The organism is Streptomyces sp. CLV115 (assembly GCF_038448545.1).
Taxonomy (GTDB): Bacteria; Actinomycetota; Actinomycetes; order Streptomycetales; family Streptomycetaceae; genus Streptomyces; species Streptomyces sanglieri.
Genome location: NZ_JBCEWQ010000192.1, coordinates 1 through 15,538, shown reverse-complemented (window position 1 = coordinate 15,538; position 15,538 = coordinate 1). Strand labels below are relative to the sequence as shown.

Below are 15,538 nucleotides of genomic sequence, written 5' to 3'. Positions count from 1 at the left end.
CGCCCCCACCCGGCCCCTACGCCTCCGGCAGCCCCGGCAGCCCCGGTGCCCGCTTCGCCGGCGTCCCGGCCAGCGACTCCAGCGCGATCCGGATCGCCTCGTCCAACTGCGGATCCCGGCCCGCCACATGGTCCTGCGGTGTCACCACGACCTCGACATCGGGATCGACCCCGTGGTTCTCCACGCCCCAGCCGTAGCCCTCGAACCAGAACGCGAACTTCGGCTGGGTGACCGATGTCCCGTCCACCAGCCGGTACTTGCTGTCGATACCGACCACACCGCCCCAGGTCCGGGTGCCGACGACCGGCCCGATGCCCAGCGCCTTGATCGCGGCGTTCACGATGTCGCCGTCCGAGCCGGAGAACTCGTTGGCCACGGCGACCACGGGGCCGCGCGGCGCGTCCTGCGGGTAGCTGAACGGCCGCCTGCCGCGCGGCAGGTCCCAGCCGACGACGCGACGGGCGAGCTTCTCCACGATCAGCTGCGAGGTGTGGCCGCCGCGGTTCTCCCGGACGTCCACGACCAGCCCCTCGCGGGCCACTTCGATCCGCAGGTCGCGGTGGAGCTGCGCCCAGCCCGAGCCGACCATGTCGGGGACGTGGAGGTAGCCGAGGCGTCCGCCGGAGTGCTCGTGCACGTAGGCCCGCCGGTCGGCGACCCAGTCGTGGTAGCGCAGCGCCTCCTCGTCGGCGACCGGTACGACGACGACATGGCGGAGGTCGCCGCCGTCGACCGGCGAGACGGTCAGCTCGACCGGCTTGTCCGCCGAGCCGGTGAGCAGCGGTCCGGGCCCGGTCACCGGGTCGACCGGCCGGCCGTCGACGGCGACGATCGAGTCCCCGGCGCGCACCGCCACGCCGGGCGCGGCGAGCGGGGAGCGGGCGTCCGGGTCGGAGGTCTCGGACGGCAGGATCCGGTCGATCCGCCAACTGCCCTCGCCGGTACGGGAGATGTCGGCACCGAGCAGCCCCTGCCGGGACGAGTCGTCGCCCCAGCCGCCGGACGGCCTCACATAGGCGTGCGAGGTGCCGAGCTCCCCCTGCACCTCCCAGAGCAGGTCCATCAGGTCGTCGTGGGTGGCGACCCGCTCCAGCACCGGACGGTAGCGGTCCAGGACCCCGTCCCAGTCGAGGCCGCCCATGTCGGGGCGCCAGTAGTTGTCCCGCATGATGCGTCCGGCCTCTTCGTACATCTGACGCCATTCGGCGGCCGGTTCGAGGATCCGCCGGATCCGGGAGAGGTCGACGGTGATGCCGCCGTCGCTGCCGCCGTCGTCGTCATCGGCCGCGACATGGCTGTCGGACGGTACGGCACGCAGCTTGCCCCGGGTCTGCATGACGATCCGCTTGCCGTCGCCGCTGACCGCGAAGTCATCGACGCCGGTGGCGAGTTGCTCGCAGCGCAGCTTCTCCAGGTCGTACCGCTCCAGGACGGTCTCGGGCTGCCGGGCGTCGGGGGTGGGTCCGCTGGTGCCGAGCACCCCGGTCACCGGGTGGCTCAGCCACAGCAGTCCGTCCTTCGCGGCGCGCAGCGTGGAGTAGCTGGCGGCCTCGACGGGCAGCGGCACGATCCGGTCGGCGAGCCCTTCGAGGTCGATCCGGGTGACGGGCAGTGCCGTCGGGTTGTCCTGGTCGCCCTCGCCGCCGCTCTTCTCGATCGGGCGGCCGTGGCGCTGCGGCCCGAACGGGGAGGGCGTGGTGGCGGCGAGCGTCAGCAGGTGCGGACGGCAGGTGCCGATGAACGCCAGGTCGAAGACATGGGCGTCGTAGACCGGGTCGAAGGACCGCTCGGAGAGGAACGCCAGATGCTTGCCGTCGCCGGTGAACGCGGGGGCGAAGTCCCGGAAGCGCAGCGGGGTCGCCTCGGTGACCGACAGATCGGCGAGGTGTGCGAGCTTGAGTTGGCTGAGCGGCTCGGGCCCGGGGTGGGACCAGGCCAGCCAGGAGGAGTCGGGCGAGAAGACGAGGCCGGAGGCTTCGCCGTGCTCGCTGCGGTCCACCTCGTGGACCTCGCCGCTCTCCCGCTCGACGATCAGGATCCGCCCGTCGTGCGCGGCGACGGCGAACCGGCTGCCGTCGGGGGCCGGGGTCAGGTCGAGGACCCGGCCGATACGGCCTGCGGCGAGGCGGCGCGGTACGGCGCCGGGGGCGGTTCCGGTGGCGGGGGCGCACTCCAGGGCGTCGTCGCCCTCGGCGTCGGTGACCCAGACGACGTGCTGGTCGCCGTCGGCCTGGAAGGTGCGCGGCAGCCGCGCCCGTACGCCCGGTTCGACGGCGAGCGCGCGGGCCGGGCCGCCGCTGTGGGTGACCCAGTGGACGGCGCCGCGCGTCCCGACGGCGCTGCCGCGGCCGGTGCGGTCCGGGGAAGCGGCGTCGAGGTGGGCGGCGGCGTGCACGGGGTGCGGCTGGAGGTCGGCGCGCTGGCCGCCGAGCTTGACGTCGACGCGGCGGGGCCCGTCGCCCCCGAGGTCGTCCAGCAGCCAGAGTTCACCGGCCGAGGCGTAGGCGACGCGGGTGCCGTCGGTGGACGCGTGGCGGGCGTAGAAGCCGTCGATACCGGTGTGGCGGCGCAGGTCGGTGCCGTCGGGGAGCGAGGAGTAGACCGCGCCGACGCCTTCGTGGTCGCAGAGGAAGGCGACCCGCTCGCCCACCCACATCGGGCATTCGATGTTCCCGTCGAGGTCGGCGTGGAGCCGTACGAACTCCGCCGGGCCGTCCGCCGGGGATTCCCGCTGGATCCACAGCTTGCCCGCCGTGCCGCCCCGGTAGCGCTTCCAGGCGGCGGCCTCGCGCCCCATGGTGACCGAGAGCAGCAGGACCCGGCCGCCGGGCCCGTACGCGAGCGAGCCGACCGGCCCGTACGGCAGGGTCCGGGCGGGTCCGCCGTCGACCGGGAGGGCCCTGGCCCAGGTGCGCCGGAACGAGGCCTGCCCCTGGGCGCTGACGACCAGCACCTCGCCCTCGGGCGTCCAGCCGTGCACGGCGGTCCGTGCGTCACCCCAGTGGGTGAGCCGCTCGGCGGGGCCGCCGTCGGCAGGTGCGATGTGCACCTCGGGGGCGCCGTCCCGGGTGGTCGTCCAGGCGACCCGGGTTCCGTCGGGCGATATCCGGGGGCCGGCGACCGGTCGGTTGTCGGCGCAGACGCGCCAGGCTCGGCCGCCGTCCAGCGGCGCCAGCCAGACATCGTCCTCGGCGGTGAAGGCGATCGAATCGCCCTGGACATGGGGGTATCGGAGGTAGGCAGACTGCGTCACACCGGTCACCCTAGGTCGCGGTCCCGTTCCGCGTAAGCGGGTTGGCCGGAGTTCGACGGGCCGCCGGGGGCGGACCCGTTCACTTGCCCATGGGTGTCTCGGTCACCGTCACCGTGACGGTGACCACCGGCCCGGGGCCGCCGGCCGGCAGCGGGTCGACCACCGCGGTGGACGGGGCGGCGTCGCAGTTGCCGAGCACGTCCGCGCGGAAGACGGACTTCCCGCCCGTCTTCGCGGTCAGGTCCCCCCGCACGCACCGGCCGCCCAGCTCCTCGGTCACCTTGCCGGTGAGGGTGATGGGCTCGCCCTGTCCGGTCTTGCCGGTGCAGTCGACGTCCGCGATCCGGCGCACGGACGCCGAGGGCTGTGCGCCCCCGGCCCGGTCCCCGTCGACGCCGGCCGTGCAGTTCAGCCACTGCACGTCGATGCCGTTGCGTTCCAGTGCGCCGGTGCCGACCCGGTCGGTGGTCACGGCGATGGACGCGGAGTTCAGCCCGCCCTGGGGGTCACAGGCGGCAGCTCCCGCGACCGCCGCGACCACGAGTGCGGACGCGGCCAGAAAGCGCCGTTCTCTTCCCTGACCCCATGCCCTTGATGTCCCCATACGGGCAGCTTCCCACCGTTGTACCGCCCTGCGGTAGACGGCGTGCGGGGCCAGTGGGGGTGACACCGGAGCACGAGCGGGGGCTCACGACCAGCGGCCGGTGCGCCCCAGCAGCAGTGCGGTGGCCGCCGTGCCGGCCGTGGAGGTGCGCAGCACGCTCGCGCCGAGCCGGCAGGTCCGGGCGCCCGCCGCGGTGAAGGCCGCCAGTTCGTCCGGCGACACCCCGCCCTCGGGGCCGACGACGAGCACGATCTCGCCCTCGGCGGGGAGCGGGACGGTGGCCAGCGGCTCGCTGTCGTGCTCCCGGTCCTCGTGCAGGACGGCGGCGAAGTCCGCCGCGGCGACCAGGGCGGCCGCCTGCTTGGTGGTCATCGCGTCGGCCACCTCGGGGAAGCGCACCCGGCGGGACTGCTTGCCCGCCTCCCGGGCGGTGTTGCGCCATTTCGCCAGGGACTTGAGGCCGCGGTCGCCCTTCCACTGCGTGATGCAGCGCGCCGCCTGCCAGGGCACGATCGCGTCCACGCCGGTCTCCGTCATCGTCTCCACGGCGACCTCGCCCCGGTCGCCCTTGGGCAGGGCCTGGACGACGGTGATGCGGGGGGCGGGGCCGGGCTCCTCCAGGATCCCGGTCAGGCCGGTGACGACGAGCCGGTCCTTGCCCTCGGCGGCCGAGACGATCCCGTCCGCCCAGTGGCCGCGCCCGTCGGTGAGCACGACGGCCTCACCGGCGCGCAGCCGCTTGACCGACACGGCGTGCCGGCCCTCGGGCCCCTCCAGGACGAACTCGGGCCCGCCGGGGACCTGTTCGACGACGAAGACCGGTGCGGTCACTGCGTACTCCCTGTGCTCACTGCCGTCCGTGCGGCGTCCAGTTCTTCGGCGAGCAGCCTGACCAGCCGGCCGGCCGGCAGCTCACGTGCCATCCGGTGTCCCTGGCCCGCCCACAGCGCCATGCCCTGCGCGTCCCCGGCCTTCGCCGCCGCCTTGCGCAGCCCGGCGGTCAGATAGTGCACCTGCGGGTAGGCGGCGGGGGCGTACGGGCCGTGCTCGCGCATGAAGCGGTTGACCAGGCCGCGGGCGGGGCGGCCGGAGAACGCCCGGGTCAGGGCGGTCCGTACGAACAGCGGGTTGGTCAGCGCCTGCTTGTGCAGCAGGCTCGCCCCGGACTCGGGGCAGACGAGGAACGCCGTGCCGAGCTGTGCCGCCTCCGCGCCCGCGGCCAGCACTGCGGCGATCTGGGATCCGCGCATCAGCCCGCCGGTGGCGACGATCGGTATCTGCACGGTCTCGCGGACCTGGGACACCAGCGAGAGCAGCCCGATTCCGGCGCCGTCGGCCTGCGGGTCGTCGCGGTGGGTGGACTGGTGGCCGCCCGCCTCGACGCCCTGGACACAGACCGCGTCGGCGCCCGCCCACTGGGCGGCCTGGGCCTCCTCGGGTGTGGTGACCGTCACGACGGTGTACGTGCCGACGCCGGCGAACGCGTCGAGGGTGTCGCGGGTGGGGCAGCCGAAGGTGAACGAGACGGCCGGGACCGGGTCGTCCAGGAGTATGGCCAGCTTGGCGTCGTAGCCGTCGTCGCCGCTGGAGTCCGGGTCGCCGAGCGGGGTCTCGTACCAGGCGGCCTCGCCCGCGAGCTGGTGCCGGTACACCTCGACGGCGCTCGGGTCGGCGAGTCCCGGCTGCGGCATGAAGAGATTGACGCCGAAGGGCCGGCCGGTCAGCCCGCGCAGCTGTTTGATCTCGTTGTACATGCCGTCCGCCGTCTTGTACCCGGCGGCGAGGAAACCGAGCCCGCCCGCCTCCGAGACGGCCGCGACGAGCTGTGGACAGGACGTGCCCCCCGCCATCGGGGCCTGCACGATCGGATACCGGCAGAGATCGGTCAACGCGGATGACATGACCGCATCGTGTCACGTCCCGGGCCGCCCGGGACGCCCGGCCCGGGGTCCGCTTTGTACTCAAACGCCGGACGGGCCGGTACTCGAACGCCGGAGGGGCCCGCCGAGCGGGTCCGTCCGGCGTCCGGGAACGGCTTGCGGGGTCGGTCAGCGACCGTTGAAGGCGTCCTTCAGCCGGGAGAACAACCCCTGCTGGCCGGGCTGGAACTGACCGGTGGGCCGCTCCTCGCCCCGCATCTTCGCCAGGTCGCGCAGCAGTCGCTCCTGCTCCGGGTCCAGCTTCGTCGGGGTCATCACCTCGACGTGCACGATCAGGTCGCCGCGCCCGCCGCCCCGCAGATGCGTGATGCCGCGGCCGTGCAGCGGCACCGACTGGCCGGACTGGGTGCCCGGCCGGATGTCGACCTCCTCCAGACCGTCGAGCGTCTCCAGCGGCACCTTGGTGCCCAGCGCGCCCGCCGTCATGGGGATGGTGACCGTGCAGTGCAGGTCGTCGCCGCGACGCTGGAACACCGCGTGCGAGAGCTCGTGGATCTCCACGTACAGATCGCCGGCCGGGCCGCCGCCGGGGCCGACCTCGCCCTCGCCCGCGAGCTGGATGCGGGTGCCGTTGTCGACACCGGCGGGGATCTTCACGGTGAGCGTGCGCCGCGAGCGGATGCGGCCGTCGCCGGCGCACTCCGGGCACGGGGTCGGCACGACCGTGCCGAAGCCCTGGCACTGCGGGCAGGGCCGCGAGGTCATGACCTGGCCGAGGAAGGACCGGGTGACCTGGGAGACCTCGCCGCGGCCGCGGCACATGTCACAGGTCTGCGCGGAGGTGCCGGGGGCGGCACCCTCGCCGCTGCACGTCGTGCAGACGACGGCCGTGTCGACCTGGATGTCCTTGGTGGTGCCGAACGCCGCCTCGGCGAGATCGATCTCCAGCCGGATCATCGCGTCCTGGCCGCGCCGGGTGCGCGACCGCGGTCCGCGCTGCGACGACGTGCCGAAGAACGCGTCCATGATGTCGGAGAAGTTGCCGAAGCCGCCCTGTCCGAACCCGCCCGCGCCCGCGCCGCCGGAGGCGGACAGCGGATCGCCGCCGAGGTCGTAGACCTGCTTCTTCTGCGGGTCCGACAGCACCTCGTAGGCGGCGTTGATCTCCTTGAACCGCTCCTGGGTCTTCGGGTCGGGGTTCACATCCGGGTGCAGCTCGCGGGCGAGCCGCCGGAATGCTTTCTTGATCTCGTCCTGAGAGGCGTCGCGGCGCACGCCGAGTACGGCGTAGTAGTCCGTGGCCACTTACGACTCCGCCAGGATCTGTCCGACGTAACGTGCCACTGCGCGTACCGCTCCCATCGTTCCGGGGTAGTCCATGCGGGTCGGTCCGACCACGCCGAGTTTGGCGACTGCCTCGTCGCCCGAACCGTAGCCGACCGCGACGACGGACGTGGAGTTGAGCCCTTCGTGGGCGTTCTCGTGCCCGATACGTACGGTCATGCCCGAGTCCTTGGCCTCGCCGAGCAGCTTCAGCAGCACGACCTGCTCCTCCAGTGCCTCCAGCACCGGCCGGATCATCACCGGGAAGTCGTGTCCGAAGCGGGTGAGGTTGGAGGTGCCGCCGATCATCAGCCGCTCCTCCGTCTCCTCGACGAGGGTTTCGAGCAGGGTGGAGAGCACGGTGGACACGGTTCCCCGGTCCTCGCTCTCGAAGGATTCCGGCAGGTCCTGCACCAGCTGCGGGACGTCCGCGAAGCGGCGTCCGACGACCCGGCTGTTGAGCCGGGCCCGCAGATCGGCGAGAGAGGTCTCGCCGAACGGGGCGGGGCAGTCGATCATGCGCTGTTCGACCCGGCCGGTGTCCGTGATGAGCACGAGCATCAGCCGGGCGGGTGCCAGCGAGAGCAGTTCCACGTGCCGGACCGTCGACCGGGTCAGCGAGGGGTACTGCACGATGGCGACCTGCCGGGTCAGCTGCGCGAGCAGCCGTACGGTGCGGCCCACGACGTCGTCGAGGTCCACCGCGCCGTCGAGGAAATTGTGGATGGCGCGGCGCTCCGGCGTCGAGAGGGGCTTGACCCCCGCGAGCCTGTCGACGAAGAGCCGGTAGCCCTTGTCCGTCGGGATGCGTCCCGCGCTGGTGTGGGGCTGGGCGATGAAGCCCTCGTCCTCCAGCACCGCCATGTCGTTGCGGACGGTCGCCGGGGAGACCCCCAGCTTGTGCCGCTCGGTGAGCGCCTTGGAGCCGACGGGCTCCTCCGTGCCGACATAGTCCTGGACGATGGCGCGAAGCACTTCGAGTCTGCGTTCGCTGAGCATCGCGCACACCTCCAGCTGTGTTTCCTCGTTGGTTCTCGGGTCGTTCCTGTTTCTCTGCCCAGGAATCCTCCTGGCACTCTGTCATCGCGAGTGCCAGCAACCCCCCGGCCAGTGTACGGCGGCCGAGTGGGGGCCTAGCAAGGGCGACCGGCCACGCTACCGCGAGACCGCGCAGGTCGTTGCCGATAGCGTCGCGGTATGGATGCCTCTTGGGAAGAGTTCGGCTGGGAGCGACTCGGTCACGGAGTGGGCCGGCGGCGGCTTCCCGGATGGGACGCGACGGTCGCACTGGTGGTCGGGGCGGACGCGGTGCTGCTCTACGACACCGGATCGACGCTCCGTGAAGGGGCCGAGGTGCGGGCCCAGGCGCAGGCCCTGCTCGGCCGGAGGGTGACGCATATCGCACTCAGCCACCCCCACTTCGACCATGTACTGGGCACCGCCGCCTTCTCCGGCGCCCAGGTGTACGGAGCGGTCGGCATGCGGGAGCTGCTGAGGCGCGGGGCGGACGAACTGCACAGCTCGGCCGTGCGCCACGGGGTCGGCGAGCACGACGCGGCGGAGGCCGTGGACGCGCTGGTCGCGCCGCGGCACGAGGTGTGCGGCGAGTGGACGATCGACCTGGGCGGCGGGCGCGAGGTGCTGCTGGCCGACGTGGGCCCCGCGCACAGCGGCCACGACCTGGTGGCGGTCGTCCCCGGCTCCCCCGCGATCGTGCTCTGCGGGGACCTGGTCGAGGAGTCCGGCGAACCGCAGGCGGGCCGGGACGCCTTCCCCGCCCGCTGGCCGCTCTCGCTGGACCGGCTGCTGGCGCTGGGCGGCGAGGACGCGGTGTACGTGCCGGGGCACGGGGCGGTGGTGAACGCGGCGTTCGTACGCGATCAGCGCGAACAACTGGCCGTACGCTTCGGCGTGTCGTGACCCCCGGGGCCGACTCGTCCTATCGTCGTCCGATGCGCAGCTACCAGCCGGACCTGACCCCGCCGTGGAAGCGGTCCGCCCCCGCTCCCGAGGTCCCCGCCGAAGCCGATCTGGTCGTGGAGGAGGTCTCCACCGGATTCTGCGGTGCGGTGATCCGCTGCGAGAAGACGGCCCAGGGGCCGACGGTGACCCTGGAGGACCGATTCGGCAAGCACCGGGTGTTCCCGATGGAACCGCGCGGCTTCCTGCTGGAGGGCCGGGTGGTCACCCTCGTGCGCCCCTCTGCCGCCGCTCCGGTGCGCCCCGCGCGCACGGCCTCGGGTTCGGTCGCGGTCCCCGGCGCGCGTGCCCGGGTGGCGCGGGCGGGCCGGATCTACGTGGAGGGCCGGCACGACGCGGAGCTGGTGGAGCGGGTCTGGGGCGACGACCTGCGGATCGAGGGCGTGGTCGTCGAGTACCTGGAGGGCATCGACGACCTCCCGGCCGTCGTACGCGAGTTCTCCCCCGGCCCGGACGCCAGGCTGGGCGTCCTGGTCGACCACCTGGTCCCCGGTTCCAAGGAGTCCCGGATCGCCGATCAGGTCACGGACGGGAACGTCCTGGTGGTCGGCCACCCCTACATCGATGTCTGGGAGGCCGTGAAGCCGTCCTCCGTGGGCATCACGGCCTGGCCGGTGGTGCCGCGCGGCCAGGACTGGAAGACGGGCGTGTGCCGCGCCCTGGGCTGGCCGGAGAACACCGGCGCGGCCTGGCAGCACATCCTGTCCAAGGTCCACTCGTACCGCGATCTGGAACCGTCCCTGCTGGGCTCGGTGGAACACCTGATCGACTTCGTGACGGCGCCGCCGGAGTAGCCCGCCGCGGGGCACCCCGCAGCCGCGCCGCGCCCCGCGCTCAGTCCACCAGGTCCCGCACCACCGCGTCCGCCAGCAGCCGCCCCCGCAAGGTCAGCACCGCCCGCCCCCGCTCGTACGGCCCGGACTCCAGGAGCCCGTCCGCCAGAGCGCGGCGGGAGGCGGCCAGACCGGCCGGGGCCAGGATGCCGAGCGGACACCCGTCCTGGAGCCGGAGCTCCAGCAGGATCCGCTCCACCCGCCGGTCCTCCTCGGAGAGGACCTCGCGCCCTGCTCCCGGCGAGCGCCCCTCGGCCAGTGCCTGCGCGTACGCGCCCGGATGCTTCACGTTCCACCAGCGCACCCCGCCGACGTGGCTGTGCGCCCCCGGCCCGGCGCCCCACCAGTCGGCGCCGCGCCAGTACAGCTCGTTGTGCAGGCAGCGGCCCTTGGGTGTACGGGCCCAGTTCGACACCTCGTACCAGGAGAAGCCCGCCGCGGCCATCGCCTCGTCCGCGATCAGGTACCGGTCCGCGTGGGCGTCGTCGTCGGTCATCGGGATCTCGCCGCGCCGGATCCGGCGGGCCAGCTGCGTGCCCTCCTCGACGATCAGCGCGTACGCCGACACATGGTCCGGCCCGGCCCCGATCGCCGCGTCCAGCGAGGCCCGCCAGTCGTCGTCGGACTCCCCCGGCGTGCCGTAGATCAGGTCGAGGTTGACGTGCTCGAAGCCCGCCTCCCGGGCCTCGGCGACACATGCCTCGGGCCGCCCCGGCGTGTGCGTACGGTCGAGGATCTTCAGCACGTGCTGCCGGGCGCTCTGCATGCCGAAGGAGATCCGGTTGAAGCCGCCCTCCCGCAGTTCCGCGAGATACGCCGGACCGACGGACTCCGGATTGGCCTCGGTGGTGATCTCGGCGTCGTCCGCGAGCCCGAACTCCTCCCGGATCGCCCTCAGCATCCGGACCAGGTCGGAGGCCGCCAGCAGGGTCGGCGTACCGCCGCCGACGAAGACCGTGCGGACCGGCCGGGGGTCGTCACCGAGGACCTTGCGGGCCTGGCGGACCTCACCGATCAGATGGGTCGCGTAGTTGTCCCGGGAGGCCAGTGCCCCACCGGAACCGCGCAGCTCGGTCGCGGTGTAGGTGTTGAAGTCGCAGTAGCCGCAGCGGGTCGCGCAGTACGGCACGTGCAGGTAGAAGCCGAGCGGCCGGTCGGCGGCGCCTTCCAGGGCATGGCGGGGCAGCGCCCCGTCGTCGGGTACGGGTTCACCATCGGGCAGTACGGAAGGCATACCGCCCATTGTCGCTCGCCGCCGGGAGTCTCCCGGCCATGCCCGTGATCACGGACGCCGGCCGCTCCCGGACCCGTACCGCCTCACCCCGCCTGGAGCACCAGCAGCGCCAGGTCGTCGTCCGGCGGCCGCTCGGCGAATTCGTGCACCGCCCGCTTGATCCGGTCCGCGATCCCGTCCGCCGACAGCCCGGCACAGTCGGCCAGCGCCCGGGACAGTCCGTCCCCGTCGTCGAACATCAGCGTCCCCGAGCGCCGCTCCGTGACACCGTCCGTGACGCACAGCAGGCTGTCGCCGGGCGCCAGCTCGAAGCACTGGCTCTCGTACGCGACGTCGTCGAAGATGCCGAGCAGCATCTGCGGCTCGGCGGCCGGGCGCACCTCGCCGTCGGGCCGCAGCAGCAGCGGCAGCGGGTGGCCGGCGCTGGCCAGGGTGCAGCGCACGCCGCCGCCGGGCAGCGGTACGAGTTCCCCGTACAGCAGGGACAGGAAACGGGACTGCCCGCTGTCCGCGGTCTGCTGACCGCCGGCGGCGGCCACCATGAGCGCGGCCGCCTCGGCGGCCTCCATCGCGTCGTCGAGGAGCAGCCGGTTGAGCCGGTCGAGGACCTCGCCGACTCCGAAGCCCTCGCGGGCCAGCAGCCGCAGCCAGGGGCGGGCGAGGCCGGTGACGACGGCGGCCTCCGGGCCACTGCCCTGCACATCGCCGAGGACGAAGCACCAGCGGTCGCCGGGGCACGGGAAGATGTCGTAGAAGTCACCGCCGACGACGCCGTCGTCACTGGGTTCGTACACCAGTGAGCTGGTGACGCCGGGTATGTCGGCGACCTTGCCGGGCAGCAGGGCCCGCTGCAGGATGCGGCTGATGGTGGCCTGCCGGGTGTACTCGCGGGCGGCGCCGACGGCGAGGCCGACCCGGCGTACGAAGTCCTCGATGAGCGCGGTCACCTCGTCGGGGACACGGGCGAGGCCCTCCCGGCCGAGGAGTACGGCGCCGAGGTTCCGGCCGCCGGAGGTGATCCGGTAGGCAAGGATGGACGCGGCCGGTCTGTCGGCCTTCTCGCCGTCCTCCTCGCAGCCGGGCCACGGCATGGAGACGGGTCCGGTGCCGACCCGCTCGGGAAGCCGGATCGGGCCCTGCTCCAGCAGGGTGCGCAGCTGTCCGGTCTCGGCCTCGTCCCGGTGCCAGACGCTGGCGAGCCGGGGTACGGCGGAGGGACCGCCGTTCTCGGGTTCCAGCCAGATCGCGCACCAGTCGGCGAGTCTGGGCACCAGTAACTGTCCGGAGAGCGCCGCCACGATGTCCTCGTCGAGCTGGCCGGCGAGCAGGTCCGAGGCCTCGGCGAGGAAGGAGAGCGCGCCACGGCCGGCCCAGTCCGCGTCGTCGCGCAGCGCGCGACGGGCGTCGGGGGCGAGCAGTTCGGCGGCGCGCAGCCCCTGCTGGAAGCCGGGCTCGGCGGCCGCTTCCGGGAACGGGTTCCAGTCGTCCACGGGGAGCCTGGCCCAGACGGTCTTGAGGCCGGTGCGGTAGGTGATGCCCCAGCGTTCGGAGAGGGTGCCGACGAGCTGGAGCCCGCGACCGTACTCGGCGGGCTCGTCGGGTCCGACGAGGCTGGTGCCCTCCGCGGCGTCGGCCGCGCTTCCGGACTCCGGACGGTCGCTGCGCACGGCGCGGGCGGGGTGGTGGTCGGAGACCTCCACCACCAGGGCCGCCACCTCGTCCTCGGTGGCCTCCTCCAGCCGGACGAGCACCTCCACGTTGGTCCCGGCGTGCACGACCGCGTTGGTGACCAGCTCGCTGACGACGATCTCCGCGTCGTCGGCCACGCGCTCGCTGACGCCCACGACTGCCGGCAGCCCGAGCCCGGTCCACTCGCCGAGGGCGGCCCGGACGAACCTGCGGGCGGCGGAGGGGGCGAGGAGGTTCCCGGGCAGGGACGTATGGGCGACCGGCCGCGCGTCCGCACGGCCTGCGGGATCACCGGGACGCTCGGCGATGTCCCGCTGCAAGGGAATGGACCCCACGGTGCGGCTCCTGACCTGTTCTCGCTCTGTCTGTTCTCGTTGCTGTCTGTCTGTTCTCGTTGGGCGGCGCTGGCGACACCGACAGAGTGACAGATGGACCATGCCCATAAGCAGCGAGTTGCCGAAGTGAGCGGAGAAAATGAGCGGGGAACGGGCAGGAGCGGCCGCACCGTGCGGCCGGTCCGCGAGGAGCTGTCTATGCCTCGCGGGTTCCCGCGTACATGTCGTCGATGAGGCCCTGGTACGCGCGCTCGACGACCGGCCGCTTCAGCTTGAGGCTGGGCGTCAGCTCGCCGTGCTCGATGTCCAGGTCGCGGGGCAGCAGCCGGAACTTCTTGATGGTCTGCCAGCGCTGCAGGCCCTCGTTGAGCCGCTTCACGTAGCCCTCGATGAGCTCGACGGCCTGCGGGGAGGCCACCACTTCGGCGTACGGCTTCCCGCCCAGGCCGTTCTCGGCGGCCCAGCCGAGGATGGTCGGCTCGTCCAGTGCGATCAGGGCGGTGCAGAAGTTACGGTCCGCGCCGTGCACCAGGATGTTGGAGACGAACGGGCAGACCGCCTTGAACTGTCCCTCGACCTCCGCCGGGGCGATGTACTTGCCGCCGGACGTCTTGATCAGGTCCTTCTTGCGGTCGGTGATCCGGAGGTAGCCGTCCACGGACAGCTCGCCGATGTCGCCGGTGTGGAACCAGCCGTCCGACTCCAGCACCTCGGCGGTCTTCTCCGGCTGACCGTGGTAGCCCTGCATGATCCCGGGGCCGCGCAGCAGGATCTCGCCGTCGTCCGCGATCCGTACCTCGGTGCCGGGGAGCGGCTTGCCGACGGTGCCGGTGCGGTAGGCCTCGCCGGGGTTGACGAAGGAGGCGGCGCTGGACTCGGTGAGGCCGTAGCCCTCCAGGATGTGGATCCCGGCGCCCGCGAAGAAGAGGCCGATGTCGGGGGCGAGCGCCGCGGAGCCGGAGATGCAGGCGCGCAGCCGGCCGCCGAAGGCCTCGCGGATCTTGGCGAAGACCAGGGTGTCGGCGATCTTGTGCTTGGCACCGAGGGCGAAGGGGACCGAGGCCGTGCCGGTGCGCCGGAAGTTGTCCTGCGAGACCGTCGCGTGCTCGCGGGCGACCCCGGCCGCCCACTGGAAGATCTTGTACTTGGCACCGCCACCGGCCCGCGCCTTGGCGGCGACGCCGTTGTAGACCTTCTCGAAGATGCGGGGCACGGCGGCCATGTACGTCGGCTGGACCACCGGGAGGTTCTCGATGATCTTGTCGACCCGGCCGTCCACGGCGGTGACGTGGCCGACCTCGATCTGGCCGGAGGTGAGGACCTTACCGAAGACGTGCGCGAGCGGCAGCCAGAGGTACTGCACGTCCTCCGGGGTGATCAGGCCGGTCGCCACGGTGGCCTTGGCCATGTACGACCAGTTGTCGTGCGGCAGGCGCACGCCCTTGGGGCGCCCGGTGGTGCCCGAGGTGTAGATCAGGGTGGCGAGCTGGTCGGCCGTGATGGCCAAGACCCGCTCCTTGATCGCGTCGGGGTGCTTCGCCAGGTGCTCGGTGCCGCGGGCCTCCAGCTCGGCGAGGGTGATCACCCAGCCCTCGGGGTCGCCCTCGGCGGGTCCGGCGCCCTCGGGGTCGATGACGACGACATGGGCGAGGTTCGGCAGTTCGGCGCGGCGCTCGCGGGCCTTGGCCAGCTGGGCGGCGTCCTCGGCGATGAGCACCCGGCTCTCGGAGTCGGAGAGGATGTACGCCGACTCCTCGGCGTTGGTCGACGGGTAGACCGTGGTGGTGGCGGCACCCGCGCACATCACACCGAGGTCGACGAGGATCCATTCCACCCGCGTGCTCGCGGCGAGCGCGACCCGCTCCTCCGGCTGCACGCCCAGACCGATGAGCCCGGCCGCGACGGCGTACACCCGCTCGGCGGCCTGTGCCCAGCTCAGCGACTTCCACTCGTCGGGTCCGTCGCCGGCGGCCGGGACGGGGTAGCGGTACGCCTCCCCGTCCGGGGTGGCCGCCACGCGGTCGATGAAGAGGTTCGCCACGGAGGGCGGTCGGTTCTCGATCAAGGTCAGTGTGTCGCTCACGACGTCCTCCGGGCCTGCGGCAGTGCTTCACGACCGGCTGCTGATGGCTGCTGTGTACCGCTTGTTCCTGTGGCTGTTCCTGTGCCTGTGGCTGTTCCTGTGCCTGTGGCTGTTCCTGTGCCTGTCCCCGCGCCTGTTCCTGCGTACGTCCGTCTGCTCGTCCTGCTCGGGGACCCGCCTTGTTTAACTGGCGAGTAACTACGAAGCCGTGATCAGGGTAGAGCGCCCGCGTCCACCGCGTAAGAGGCAACGGGCCGCCGCTTCATAACAAACGGGCCCCCATGCCGCGGAATGGCGCGGCATGGGGGCCCGTTTGTTATGAAG

At 72.6% G+C, this 15,538-nt stretch carries 11 protein-coding genes; 2 read left to right on the top strand and 9 right to left on the bottom strand.

Going from position 1 to position 15,538, the window contains the following annotated elements; genetic code table 11:
• Positions 1 to 16: 16 nt before the first annotated feature.
• From AADR41_RS37295 to hrcA, 6 genes are all read right to left on the bottom strand, one after another.
• Complete coding sequence (locus AADR41_RS37295) at positions 17 to 3,253, bottom strand: S41 family peptidase (RefSeq protein WP_342286529.1); 3,237 nt, start codon at positions 3,251 to 3,253, stop codon at positions 17 to 19.
• Positions 3,254 to 3,332: 79 nt separating this feature from the next.
• Positions 3,333 to 3,857 (bottom strand): hypothetical protein, encoded by a 525-nt coding sequence (locus AADR41_RS37290; protein ID WP_342286528.1) that lies wholly within the window; start codon positions 3,855 to 3,857, stop codon positions 3,333 to 3,335.
• Between the two features lie 84 nt (positions 3,858 to 3,941).
• Positions 3,942 to 4,688, bottom strand: coding sequence for a 16S rRNA (uracil(1498)-N(3))-methyltransferase (locus AADR41_RS37285; protein ID WP_342286527.1), 747 nt, complete (start codon positions 4,686 to 4,688; stop codon positions 3,942 to 3,944).
• Positions 4,685 to 5,758: a nitronate monooxygenase gene (locus AADR41_RS37280; RefSeq protein ID WP_342286526.1), complete on the bottom strand. Its 1,074-nt coding sequence runs from the start codon at positions 5,756 to 5,758 to the stop codon at positions 4,685 to 4,687. The genes AADR41_RS37285 and AADR41_RS37280 overlap by 4 nt, the downstream gene beginning before the upstream one ends.
• Before the next feature lie 147 nt (positions 5,759 to 5,905).
• A complete protein-coding gene (gene dnaJ / locus AADR41_RS37275) occupies positions 5,906 to 7,042 on the bottom strand; it encodes a molecular chaperone DnaJ (protein WP_342286525.1) in 1,137 nt (378 codons plus the stop codon).
• Positions 7,043 to 8,059 carry a heat-inducible transcriptional repressor HrcA gene (gene hrcA, locus AADR41_RS37270; RefSeq protein ID WP_124717772.1) on the bottom strand — a complete coding sequence of 339 codons (1,017 nt, stop codon included), beginning with the start codon at positions 8,057 to 8,059 and terminating at the stop codon, positions 7,043 to 7,045.
• A 198-nt stretch (positions 8,060 to 8,257) separates the two neighbouring features.
• Between hrcA and AADR41_RS37265 the strand changes: the two genes are divergently transcribed.
• Together AADR41_RS37265 and AADR41_RS37260 are read left to right on the top strand one after the other, a co-directional pair.
• A complete protein-coding gene (locus AADR41_RS37265; RefSeq protein WP_342286523.1) occupies positions 8,258 to 8,980 on the top strand; it encodes an MBL fold metallo-hydrolase in 723 nt (240 codons plus the stop codon).
• Positions 8,981 to 9,012: 32 nt separating this feature from the next.
• Positions 9,013 to 9,834: a DUF3097 domain-containing protein gene (locus AADR41_RS37260; RefSeq protein ID WP_342286522.1), complete on the top strand. Its 822-nt coding sequence runs from the start codon at positions 9,013 to 9,015 to the stop codon at positions 9,832 to 9,834.
• Positions 9,835 to 9,874: 40 nt separating this feature from the next.
• On the opposite strand, the gene hemW is transcribed toward AADR41_RS37260, so the two are convergent.
• The 3 genes from hemW to AADR41_RS37245 form a co-directional block, all read right to left on the bottom strand.
• Entirely contained in the window at positions 9,875 to 11,116 is a 1,242-nt protein-coding gene (gene hemW, locus AADR41_RS37255; RefSeq protein ID WP_342286521.1) for a radical SAM family heme chaperone HemW, read from the bottom strand.
• A 74-nt stretch (positions 11,117 to 11,190) separates the two neighbouring features.
• Complete coding sequence (locus AADR41_RS37250) at positions 11,191 to 13,116, bottom strand: ATP-binding SpoIIE family protein phosphatase (protein WP_342286531.1); 1,926 nt, start codon at positions 13,114 to 13,116, stop codon at positions 11,191 to 11,193.
• Between the two features lie 211 nt (positions 13,117 to 13,327).
• A complete protein-coding gene (locus AADR41_RS37245; protein WP_342286519.1) occupies positions 13,328 to 15,214 on the bottom strand; it encodes an AMP-dependent synthetase/ligase in 1,887 nt (628 codons plus the stop codon).
• Positions 15,215 to 15,538: the final 324 nt, after the last annotated feature.

Bases quoted from the DNA above. Each gene is read 5' to 3' on its own strand.
- AADR41_RS37290 (WP_342286528.1), bottom strand. From the start codon at position 3,857: ATGGGGACATCAAGGGCATGGGGTCAGGGAAGAGAACGGCGCTTTCTG.
- AADR41_RS37280 (WP_342286526.1), bottom strand. From the start codon at position 5,758: ATGTCATCCGCGTTGACCGATCTCTGCCGGTATCCGATCGTGCAGGCC.
- hrcA (WP_124717772.1), bottom strand. From the start codon at position 8,059: ATGCTCAGCGAACGCAGACTCGAAGTGCTTCGCGCCATCGTCCAGGAC.
- AADR41_RS37265 (WP_342286523.1), top strand. From the start codon at position 8,258: ATGGATGCCTCTTGGGAAGAGTTCGGCTGGGAGCGACTCGGTCACGGA.
- AADR41_RS37260 (WP_342286522.1), top strand. From the start codon at position 9,013: ATGCGCAGCTACCAGCCGGACCTGACCCCGCCGTGGAAGCGGTCCGCC.
- hemW (WP_342286521.1), bottom strand. From the start codon at position 11,116: ATGGGCGGTATGCCTTCCGTACTGCCCGATGGTGAACCCGTACCCGAC.